This is a genomic window from Rhodopirellula bahusiensis (assembly GCF_002727185.1).
Taxonomy (GTDB): Bacteria; Planctomycetota; Planctomycetia; order Pirellulales; family Pirellulaceae; genus Rhodopirellula; species Rhodopirellula bahusiensis.
Window position 1 is genome coordinate 126803 of sequence record NZ_NIZW01000003.1, and the last position, 11863, is coordinate 138665.

Consider the following 11863-nt stretch of genomic DNA (forward strand, 5'->3'; position numbering starts at 1 on the left):
GCAAACGTTCTTTCTAAACCGATTCTTCATGGATCGTTCGCTGCCTCAAGCTTCTAGCCCGTAGAAAGCGAGCGTCGGTTCATCGAAAAATCAGGCTTTACCGAGGTTCGGGCAATTCGTCTTCCTTCGATTGTGGATAGGATGTTGCGGACCGCACACCTGGGAGCCATTCAATGCGAAGCGTTTTAATTTTTCTGTCCGCCAGTCTTCTGAGTGGTTTGCCCTGTTCGGTTGGGTTGGCTGAAAGACCGCATGTCTTGTTCATCATGGCGGATGACATGGGATGGAAGGATTTGCACTGCCAGGGCAACGACGTGTTGCGGACGCCCAACATCGATGCATTGGCAGAATCAGGGGTGCGTTTCGACAACGCCTACGCGGCTTCCACGGTCTGTTCTCCAACCCGTGCGGCTCTGATGACAGGGCTTGCTCCCGCGAGATTGCACATCACCCAGCACGGGGCGGATAGCAAGTCTTTCTGGCCGGAAGATCGATTGATTCAACCTCCGTCGACCAAACATGAATTGCCTCACGAAACCACGACGATGGCGGAGCGATTGAAAGCGGTGGGGTACACCACTGGATTCTTTGGCAAGTGGCATTTGGGCAGCGACAAAAAGTACTGGCCAACCGAACATGGTTTTGATGTCAACGTTGGCGGTTGCGGGCTAGGGGGACCTCCGACGTATTTCGATCCTTATCGCATTCCCGCGTTGCCGCCTCGCAAAGAAGGCGAGTACCTGAGCGATCGTTTGGCCGATGAAACGATCGATTTCATGCGGCGTGAGAAGGACCAGCCGATGTTCGTGTGCCTGTGGACTTACAACCCACACTATCCGTTCGAGGCGCCGGAGGATTTGATCGAATATTACAAAGGCAAAGAAGGTCCCGGCCTGAAGAACCCCATTTACGGCGGCCAGATCGAAGCCACCGACCGCGCTGTCGGACGCGTGCTGCGTGAGTTGGATTCGCTCGGTATCTCGGACGAGACCTTGGTGGTATTCACCAGTGACAACGGTGGTTGGTCCGGTGCGACTGACAACCGACCGCTGCGAAAAGGAAAGGGGTATCTGTTCGAGGGTGGTTTGCGTGTGCCTTTGATCGTTCGCTGGCCTGGCGTGACCGAAGCGGCGACGGTGAATGAAACTCCTGTGATCAGCATGGATCTAACAGCAACCGTTTTGGATGCTGCAGGGGTCGGGCTTGCCGGCGATGAATCACTTGATGGCGAAACATTGCAACCGTTGTTCAGCGGTGGCAATCTCCAGCGTGATGCGTTGTACTTTCACTACCCACACTTCGCGTTTCACAAAGACAATCGTCCTGGTTCGGTGATTCGCAGCGGCCAATACAAGCTCATTCTCCGTCACGACGATGATTCCGTTGAACTGTATGACTTGGAGAATGATCTGAGCGAGAAGAATGATCTGGCTGAGGTTCACCCCAAGGTGACCAAGGATTTGAAAGCTCGCCTGATTCAATGGCTCGAGACGACCGGCGCCGGAATCCCAAAGAAGCGAAGCAAGTAGGCAGAAATGATTGGGGTTGATCCCGTGAGCCGTTTGGGCAGTCGCCCCGATCGTGCGTGGGAACCGTGGCTAACGCCAAACGGCTGATTTAACTAACGACATCTGCGTGCCTGCTTCGATCCGCTTCTCATTTGCCAACCACAACCGCTATCGAACGTTGAGTTCGGTGGTGATTCGCTGCAGCGGCATTGCGTTGCCCTGCGTGTCGCGAAATTCGACCAAGTTCTTGGTTTTGATGAAGACGGCATAGCAGACCGGTGGCGACTTCTGCGCAATTGCGGTTTCGAACGTTTGTCTGGAAACCTCAGGGACGGAGGATTGGAATTCAACCAAGTCGCTTTTCGTCTCCGTCATGCAGAACTTCTTCCCCTCGTGGGTCCACGTTCCCCGTTCGCGGCTGGTGACGCTGTAGAGTTGTTGGCTGTTGCTTCCGCTGGACATTGCTAGCGTGGAATAGACTTCATAGGTACCGTCGGGAGCAAATCGATAGGTGCTTCGATTCATTCCCTTGTTCCCACTGGCGTAGGTTTCCTCCAGTTCGAATTTCCAGCGTCCAAGCAATTCTGAAGCGGGCTTGTCGGCGGCGACTTCTTTGGGCTGGCTGGTCGAATCGGTTGCCATCGATTTTGGTGACGTTCCGTTCTCGGCGACCGGTTTCAGTGGTAGATCGAGAGCCCGCAGTTCCGAACTTGAAACCACACACGCGAAGTGGCCCATTGGAATCGGTGCACCCAGCCCGCTGTATTGGTCGACTTTGGCTCCGGACTTCCAGTCGACCAGTGTGCTGCCATCGATCAAGACATAATCGTCGTCGCAAAAGATCGCGCCGTTGCTGGTGCCGACACCGCTGATTTCGGTGTCTTGAATCCACTCGTTTCTGCGAAGATCCAGAATCAAAACGCGACCGATCGAAGACAAATAGAGTTTGTCTTCGCTGGGATTGAAGGAGACCTTGGGATAGTAAATGCGTCCGAGATCGCTCAGAGATTGTGACCCCGTGACCTTACCTTCCAACAGATCGACCATCACCAGTTGCGTTGCTGACGCGATCGCCAATTGGCTCAGGTTAGCGTTCGTGTGCCAGTAGGGTGGCGACCCCATTTCGATTTGCCAAAGTGCACGTCGTTGTGGCATTTGCCAAGCCACGATGTGCCCACCTTTGCTGCAAGTGATCAAACGGTTGTCGGGGCCGGCGGTCGCGAAACGGATACCGGGGTTGGATTGACCCGCGTAGGGTTTCCAAATATCGCCGCGTTGCACCTTGCCATCGCGGATGTCCCAAGATTGCAAGTCCTCGTTGGTGGTCGTTCGATCCTTGCCCATGCCAATCATCACGACCGTACTGCCATCGCCGAGGATGGCGTTCGGTTGCATGGCGGTTCCGGAAACCGCAGGCAACTCGGTCAGTTGACCGGTGCGGAAGTCGCCAATCATCAAACGAGTTTGAGCCGACGGTCCACTGCCGCTGATGTCACTGACGGCTGCTTTCATCAACAAGCTGTTCGCAGCGTGAGCCTGCCGGTTTCCATGCGGTTTCGGCAGAGCGACTGGGGTGGGTTCGAACTCCGACGACTTTGGAGCGGAGACTTTCACGTTCCAAACGGTGTTTGAAAACTTCAAACGTGGGGCGGAGTCGAGTTCCGCCTCCGGATCGTTTGAAACTTCGATTGGTTTCGGTTGGTCCGCATCCGACGTAGGCGGGGCCGGAGATGAAGGGGCGGACTCCATGTTTTTCAGATAGGTTTGATCGGCGTCGCTGAGCCGATCACTTGGGATCTCAATCTTGCGTCCTGACCTTGTCTGCAAGACGACCTTCTTGCCGACCTGTTCGATCAGTTTCGCGGTGACTTGAAAGCGACCGCTGGAATCCTTCCACACTCGTTCCGTGCTTGGCAGGTTGTCCTGCGCCGCTGCCGCTGCGAAGGTCAGGCAGAACAACAGCGACGGAATGATTCCAATGGCGATGCGAAACATACGTGGCTTTCAACAGTTCGAACGACGGATTGAATATGCGAGCGCGGGACGCATTGTACCGTTGTTCAAAGCAAGAGTTGTTGCGACGGTTGTTGTTTGTGCAGCGGCTACGCCTGTTCATTTTTCGCCTGATGCATACTCCAGACTTTGTTTGCCTGATTGGTCGATCCGAGTGGCCGCACCGCTCGCACCACCGACGATGAACTGGCTGCCGTCGCGATTGGAATCCAATGCGTATAGGTAATCTCCAGCGACCTTGGCGTTGGTTTCTCGAGAGCCATTGTCGGTGCGATAGACGCGGAAGTGACTGTCGCCGCTGGCAACTCCAACGCGATTTTCGCGGCCGATATAAACCAGTTTCGTCACTTCGGTTTTGAATCCTGTGATCGTGCGTGTGGCTTGGCCCGTTTCAATGTTCCAGATTTTGACCGAGGCATCAGCAGAAGCCGTTGCGAGTTGACGACCATCGAGGTTCCATGCGATCGAGGTGACATGGTGCGTGTGTCCTTCGAGCGTTTTGATCAGCGTGCCCGATTCAATGTCCCACAGCTTGATCATTTGATCGGCACCGCCGGCCGCCAAGATCTTACCGTCCGGCGAAAAGCGGACACACAGAACGGTGTCGCCATGCGAGTTGGGGATCTCGCGAATCAGGGAACCGTCGGAGACTTTCCAAAGCATCAATTCACCGGCCCGTGAAGGATCGCCGCCACCGGTGGCCAGCAATTTGCCGGAAGGATGAACGTCGATGCTCAACACGCGATTCGCAAACGGGCTCGGACCGGTCGTCGCACCAATGGTCTGGCGAAGACTCCATGAGCGGGACGGAGCAACGAAAGCCTGGGTCTCGCCGTTGGACCCTCGAATCAGGACGCAACGATCGCCGCTGGCGATCAGTTGTCCGTCAGTTGGCAGTTCGGACAATTCGGCCAACCAGTCACCGGTTGCGGACCACAGACTCCATGCGTTTTGCGGTGCGTCGTCGGTGTTGGCGGCGTGTGTGAGGATGCGCGATCCTGAGTCCATGACGGCGAGTGTGGCATCGGTCGCGCGAGATGAATCATGCCGTGATTGAGAAGCGGCGGCCTTGGCTTTCTTTGATTCGTGATCTTGTTTGAGTTTCGCGAGGACCTGCTGATGACGTTTGTGTTCCGCTTCCAAGTCCTTTAGCCGAGCCTCACCGCGGGCTTTGATTTTCTCGGCTTGACTGAGTTCTGTCACGGCAGCGGCGAGTTCGCTCTCTTTGGTCGCAAGGGCTTGCTTGGCTTCTTCAACGCTGGCCTGTTTCTCGTCTCGCAGTTTGGTTTTGGTTTCGATTTCTTTGGCAATCGATTCCAAGTTCTTCTTCTCTGCCGCAACGTCGTCTTCGGCTTGCTTGACATCCTTTTCTTGCGCCGCGACCAATGTTTCGGTGACGAGTGTTTGCCAATTGTCGTTTGCTAATTGAGCTTTGGCGACAGGATCCGTTTTCGCGACTTCGACATAGCTTTGATCGGCGATGTTGTATTGTCCTAGGGCTCCTGACGCGGTGCTGATCCACAGCGAGGTCCCGTCGGGCGAGAGCAAAGCGGACACGGCGGGAGCGGGCAATTTGCCGGCCGCTTCGAACGTTTGATTGGTTGGATTCCAGTTGGCAACGTTGCTGGTTGCATCGATCGCGATCAACTGATCTGGAGTCTCGGACGTCGAGAGGATCGCAAGCACGGTTTGGTCAAAAACGTTGTGCTCTGTGTTGGTCCAAGTGTCTCCGTCTCGGTTCCAAAACAAGACCTGGCCATCGTCGGTCGCGGTTGCTAAGCGATCTGGTCCGGTCCATTGCATTGAAGTGACCGCGTTTGCCGCATCGAGGGTTTCGATGTCTTTGCTGTCGACGCGAACGATGCGAATCGTGTTGCCCCACTGCATCGCCGCTTGATGACCATCGCTATCCAGCATGATTCGGACTTGGGTGGGATCGTCTGTTTTGAAATCTTCAGGCAGATCGAAACTCTTCATCCACAGCCATCGATCTTTGCCGACTTCCGCCACACTCAGCTCTCCACGACGCGAGAGTTTCGCGAGATGAGTTCCTTTGGCATTGATCGCAATCGCCAGGGTGTCGTCTTGATTGATCGTGGGAATCGTGGCTGGTTCGAACGGTGTCCTCTCCCAAATCTTGACGTTGCGATAACCCGCCGAGATGAGTTGTTGGCCGGTCGGATTGAAGAACAAATCTTGGACGAAGTCATCGTGAGCCGGCTTTGTTTCTTCGCCTTCGACGATTGCAAGCGTTTCAATTGGTTCAGAGGACTTGGTGCCGAACACACGAATCTGGTTGCCAAAACTGACCGCGGACAATCTTCCGTCGGCGGTCATGGCTGATCCGTAAACCGTTTGCAAGTCGGTCGGTAGCGGTTGCCATTTTTGTTCCGCCGGAACGTCGGTGGCTTGGTCGACGATGGCGCCGGTTTGGATCCAACGCTTTAGCAAAGCAAGCTCCTTCGGATTCAAAATCGAAGCCGAAGCATCGTTGTCCTCCGGTGGCATCACGGGATCATCCGCGTGGGATGCGAGCAGGAACAGTCGACTTTCCGCGGGGTTTCCGGGAACGATGAGATCATCCAAGTCGGAGGTCCGGATCTGTTCTCCGGATTCCAGGTTCACTCCGCCTTCGTCGTCGCTGGTGTTGTGGCAGGCAACGCAGTTTTTTTTCAGCACCGGTGCCACGTCGCGGCTGAAGAGGACTTCATGGCCGTCGGGCAAGTCGTCGATTGGGAGCGTGTCTGCGCTCACTTGGTTGGGCGTGCCGACGATCGAATCAAGTCCGACGCTCCACTCAAAACTCAGTGCCAGCACGACGAGCAATGTCTTTGTGGCTGGGCGGATCATGGTGAGGCTTCTTTGGCGGGGGCAGGAGGAACGGTGAGCCAGAACTCCGTCAGTGGGATGGATGGCCGCAGGTTGTAGGTGGCCTCAGTGGTTTCTTCCGTCGGCTCGTCATTCGCGTCCAAAATGGTTCCCACGATTCGAAAGCGACCGTGACCGATCGCATTGTCCGCAGCGGTCAGTTTCAGTTTGACCGTCTTGGCGGTGTCGCCTTTGGGTTCGGAAACCACGGCGTCCGACTGGATCCCATCGGGCAATTCCGTCGCGGCGATTTTGACTTTTGAGTTGAAACCCGACTTGCGATTGACGGACACGCTGAGTTCGAGCGGTTTGGACTGAGTGACGACGAAGTGATCTTCAGTCATCGAAAGTTGGCACTCCGGTTTCAATTCGCGAATCGACAATTGATAGAAGTGTCGCGGGCCAAACTCGCCCAGCATCTCGGAGACCGCGACGTCGATGGGACCGTCCTCGGTTGCGGTGAAGTCGACTCCCGCGTCATAGCCACCGGACGACATGTCGTCGTTGCTGGCCAGTGTTTTGCCTGACTTTGAGTCCGTGATCGTGAGCTTGGAATCGAGCAAGAATCCGTTGGTCTTGGATCGGACTTCGGCGCGGTACTTGGTTCCTTTGCTGGCCTTGAAATTGTAGTGATGCGTTTCATCTGCTTTCAGGAAGTGACCGAACAGCAAAGCGGGCAGCGTTCCATCGAACTTGCCACCGGGTAAGACTCGATGAACCGATTCATCAACGGGTGGAACCCAAGACCACCCCAAGGCATCGGGGATCATCGCGACGGGAGGCGACAGGCTTTCGGTGGTGTTTGAGACCGTCCGGGTGGCGTCGTCGAGGTTGTAACCAAACGCAATGGCCTTCTCTTTGTCGGCAGCAACATGATCCACAAACGGGCCGGTGGTCACGTCCAACGTGTAAATGAATGAGGCTGATCCCGCGTAGCCGATCGTGCTGTTGGGCGTTTCGGGGAACGCGAAAATTCGGATCAGGAGTTCTTGATCTGAGTCAGCGGTGAAAACGATTTGTGGGTCCAATCCACGGACGTCGTCGGAATGGAAGAGCACGTTGCCACGAAGATCGGTCAACTGCAGCACCGCGTCCATGGGTGACTTCAAGACTTGGTTGGCCGTCGCCGAAACGACCAATGTCTGGCCCGCTTTCAATGACACGCGGTAGGCATCGCTGTCACCGCCCTTGGCCAAACGGCCGGCGACGACGATGGGAAGCTCAATTGGGTTGGCTTCCGATCGTTTGTCATTGGGTTCCGTCTCAGAGAACACGTCGACGGAGGAGAGGATCAGGGGAACCAACGCGGTCATGGACTGATCGTCGTGGAATCGGATCCACGCGACGCCCGGTGCCGCATCGTCAGCGACTTTGACGGTCAACTTGCCGGAGTCTTTGCCAGCCGAGATGGAAACCTGATCGACATCGCAATCGATGTTGGGCGGCCAATTGGGAAATTTGCCTTCCGCGGCGACCGCTGTTTCGGCACCAACGGCAACGGCCGGTGGGAACACTCGATCCAGCTTGATTTGTGCGTGAGCCAAGTGCGGGGTGAAGCAGCATAAAATCAATGCCCACATCAGGCGAAGCTGAAGTGTGGAAGCGATCACGAAGCAACTCGCACGGCGTGAACGAAGGATGGTTTCGTAGACGCACCTGTGGTTGATTGAATTCAATGAGTGACGCACTAGCTCATCAACTCGGTGATTGGAGTCGCGTCGCTGACCAAGTGTGTGGGGCGTCCTTCGCCGGTGTACATCATTTGGCCCGGATCGATGCCGAGTTTCTCGTAGATGGTCGACACGAAATTTTCTGGTGACAGGACTCGTTCGACCGCGGCGTAACCTTGTCGGTCGGTCGCCCCGATGACTTGTCCGCCCGGCGTCTGACCTCCCGCGAACACGACGCTCATGGCGTTGGACCAGTGGTCGCGTCCGCCGCGTTCGTTGATCTTGGGCGTCCGTCCGAACTCACCCAAGACAACGACCAAGGTGCGTTCCAGCATGCCTTGTTTTTTGAGGTCAGAAATCAAAGCCGCGACCGTTGCTTCAAACGGTGGCAGTTTCTTATCCAGTGCATTGAAGATGTCGACGTGATGGTCCCAGCCACCGCTGTAGAGCGTCACGAAGGGAACGCCGGCGCCGACCAATCGACGGGCGAGCAAGGCTTGCTGGCCAAACGGGTTTCGTCCGTAGGCATCGCGGACTTCGTCGGATTCTTGGTGAATGTCGAACGCGGCTTGGGCTTCTTTGCTGCTGATGATTTGCAGGCTTTGCTGATAGAACTCGTCGACCGCCAAGGTTGGATCGGCGACGCTGGCGTCATTGAAACGCATCATCGTGTCGATGCGTTGGCGGATTTGTTGCCGGGAACTGAATCGGCCGTCGGTCAGTCCCGTGGGGATCGTGACATCGCGAACACGGAAGCCGGAATTGTTCGGATTGTCAGGAACGACGAACGGTGCGTACTTGCTGCCGAGGAAATTCGGTCCGCCCGAACGCGACATGCGAGGAAGAGAAAAGTAGGCGGGAATCCCGTGAGGAGCACCGATCTCTTTGGAGACCACACTGCCGAGGCTGGGGTGAAAACTGACAAACGCACCACAACCAACCGGAATGCGAGGCGGGGCTCCGGTCATCATGTAGTGATTGCCGGCGCCGTGGTTGCCCTGGTCGTGCCGAATCGAACGCACGATTGCGAGGTCATCGCTGATCGCCGCCATTTTCTGCATCGGTTCAGCGAACTGGATGCCGGGGGTTTGAGTCGCGATGGGCTGGTAGGTGCCGCGGATTTCGACGGGGGCGTCTGGTTTGGGATCAAACGTTTCGTAGTGACTGGGACCACCGTCCATCCAAACCAAGATGCAGGCATCCGCCTGAGCGTTGCGACGGCGGGAACCGGAGTTCTCTGACGCGCGAGCTTGCGCACTCAAGGCTCCCGACAGGCCTCCGCCGATCAGTCCGCCAAGGCCTAATTTGAGACCGTCGCGGCGCGTCAGTCCTTCACAGTTTGTCCAAGTGTTCGACATGATTTATCAGTTTTGAATAATAAACTCAGGCGAATTCATCATCGCCCACATCAAGTCCTCAATCACACGCCGACGACCTTCATCGGTGGTTTCCTTTTGTTCTTCATCGCCACTTTGATTCGCAGTGGCGCTCTCGCTGGTGGTGTTTTCGCTGGAGTCGCGAATCAATGTCTCGGCATAGCTTCGTTCTTCGTCGTTTGGCATTCGCGAAAAAATAGCCAAGTACAGATCGGTCACGATCTCTGCCGGAGTCAGGTCGCTGTTGGCCAGCCGCGCCGCACGACCGGTATCGCTTCGGACACGTGCGTCGAGTTCTCGCGAATTCATCAGGTGCAACGTCTGAGTGACGGATGAATCGGGAATGCGTTCGCACGGTGGATCCTTGTTCTCATCCGGTCTGCCAAACGTATCCAAGAACGTCGAATCGATCCGGTGCGTCCAAACTTGGTTGGCTCGCGATTCGGGTGCCAAGCCGGAAAAGGATCCCGACGTTTCGGTCACGTCCGCGACCGCTTGAGCGAGCACCTCGGCCCGCAATCGATGACGGTAGTGACGCGAGTAGTTCAGTCGGTCGGCCGCGTTGGTTTCGTTGGGAACGGAACTGAGCGAGTAAACGTTGGACAAGACGATGGTTTTGATCAGGTTCTTTTGATCGAAACCGGATTGTTGAAAGTGTTCGGCCAAGGCATCGAGTAGCGCTGGGTTGCTGGGTGGGTTCGTGCTGCGAAGATCGTCGACTGGATCGACGATGCCTCGACCCATCAACTGTGCCCACACGCGATTGACGTGAACCTGAGCGAAGTATTCGTTGTCCGGGGACGTCATCCATTCCGCTAGAGCCTCACGCGGATCCGATCCCTCTGCCACCTCGGCGGTGCCAAACAGAGGCGAGGGAGGCAGCACTTCGTCGGTCACGGGATGCTTGACGCTTCCTTTGGTGGAAACGTAAACGATCTCTTCGCCACCTGAGATCGGCGGCGACAATCCTTTGCCTTTGCGGCCGACTCTGCCGAAGTAGGCGGCAAAGGAATAGAAGTCGTGTTGGCTCCATTTTTCAAATGGATGATGGTGGCACTTGGCACATTCCAAGCGAACGCCGAGAAACAGTTGGCTGACCAGCGTGGCGACTTCATCGGGGCTGCGTCGATCTCGGAACAGTGTCACGGCGCCGTTGTGCCACGTGCTGCCTTTGGCCGTGATCAGCCGTCGTGCAAATTCGTCGTAGGGAACGTTTTCTCGAAACTGCTGACGGATCCAATTGTCATAGTTCAGGACCGCTTTGATCCCGACGCGATAAGGATTGGGACGCAACAAGTCCGCCCATTGGTTGGCCCAGTGATCGATGTATTCCGGTTGATCGAGAAGTTGCTCGACGAGCCTTTCGCGTTTGTCGGGATCTTGAGACTCAAGAAATTCGCGAGCCTCGTCCGCCGTCGGTGCTCGTCCGATCACATCGGTGTACACACGGCGCAAGAACGTAGATTCGCTGGCCGGATCTGAAACTTGAATTTGAAGTTGGTTCAGTTTGTTGTGGACCAAATCATCGATGAAGTTGGCACGCGGTTGTTGGTCGTAGAATCCTTCGGGCAACTCCGTTGTTCGTGGGATGCTGACGTTGGCCACACAAATGTGATTCATATAGCGAGCCATCACGGCGGTCTCGCCAGGAATCGGTCCGGCAACGATCTTTCCTGTCTTGTCGACCGATGTGATTGCGGTGTCGTTGGAAAGGTAGCCGGTCATCGAGGTGACATCTCGCTCGCTGCCGTCGCTGAAGCGAGCCAAGACAGAAAGCTGAGCCGTTTCGGATGGCTTGAGCAGGAAGTCGGTCTTGGCAATTTCAACCGAGGTCAACGTGGGTTCGTCTGCCAATCGACGTGGTGCTCCTTGGCGAATCCAGGCGGTCAGTGTCTGGTAGGCCGGCGAGCCGACTTCGATCTTTCGCCCGCCACCATGAGGCAATTCTGCCGTCGCTTTCCGAACCAACAGGCTGGATTCCGGTGCCCGGATGGTGAGCCGTCGCCCGCGGGCCTGTCGAACAATCGCGTCGTAATCGAAGTTGGAATCAAACCCCAGCAGCGAAAGTTGGAATCCGTTCTGTCCGCGTTGTTTGCCGTGGCAGGCACCCGCATTGCAGCCTTGAGCGGCCAAGATCGGTTGCACGTCCAGTTCAAAACTGACGGGCGATTGAGCTTGCTTGGGCGATTCCGAATGGTTCGGTTGGTTCGCACTGGACGCTGAAGCAGGCTGGGTCGGATCCGCGAACACTTTGCCGGGGCCGGCAGTGCTTTGATGGATGATCCCCAACAACGTCGCGGCGATGGCGACGTGAATGGGCGACAACCTTGGGGAAAGGCGATCTGACATGGCGGGCGGGCGGGACGTGGGTGGGGTCTGAGGAGGGACCCTCAGCATAGCCAATTGCGGAACTCCGTTGGGAACTAAT

At 56.2% G+C, this 11863-nt stretch carries 6 protein-coding genes; 1 reads left to right on the top strand and 5 read right to left on the bottom strand.

The features are described 5' to 3' along the window. Positions 1–173: 173 nt before the first annotated feature. The gene (locus CEE69_RS05900) at positions 174–1529 is read left to right on the top strand and encodes a sulfatase (protein ID WP_099259812.1); all 1356 of its coding nucleotides are present in this window, start codon (positions 174–176) and stop codon (positions 1527–1529) included. A gap of 147 nt (positions 1530–1676) precedes the next feature. Here CEE69_RS05900 and CEE69_RS05905 read toward each other — a convergent pair whose 3' ends face one another. The 5 genes from CEE69_RS05905 to CEE69_RS05925 all read right to left on the bottom strand — a co-directional run bounded on the left by CEE69_RS05905 (position 1677) and on the right by CEE69_RS05925 (position 11784). Further along, positions 1677–3503 (bottom strand): SHD1 domain-containing protein, encoded by a 1827-nt coding sequence (locus tag CEE69_RS05905; protein ID WP_099259813.1) that lies wholly within the window; start codon positions 3501–3503, stop codon positions 1677–1679. A 117-nt stretch (positions 3504–3620) separates the two neighbouring features. Then, positions 3621–6371, bottom strand: coding sequence for a WD40 domain-containing protein (locus CEE69_RS05910; protein ID WP_099259814.1), 2751 nt, complete (start codon positions 6369–6371; stop codon positions 3621–3623). Beyond that, on the bottom strand, positions 6368–7999 hold the full coding sequence (locus tag CEE69_RS05915; protein WP_233214897.1) for a PPC domain-containing protein: 1632 nt from the start codon (positions 7997–7999) through the stop codon (positions 6368–6370). Before CEE69_RS05915 ends, CEE69_RS05910 begins: the two co-directional genes overlap by 4 nt. 77 nt (positions 8000–8076) lie before the next feature. Continuing rightward, on the bottom strand, positions 8077–9417 hold the full coding sequence (locus tag CEE69_RS05920) for a DUF1501 domain-containing protein (protein ID WP_099259816.1): 1341 nt from the start codon (positions 9415–9417) through the stop codon (positions 8077–8079). 6 nt (positions 9418–9423) lie between these two features. Further along, a complete protein-coding gene (locus CEE69_RS05925; RefSeq protein ID WP_099259817.1) occupies positions 9424–11784 on the bottom strand; it encodes a DUF1549 and DUF1553 domain-containing protein in 2361 nt (786 codons plus the stop codon). Between the last annotated feature and the right edge of the window lie 79 nt (positions 11785–11863).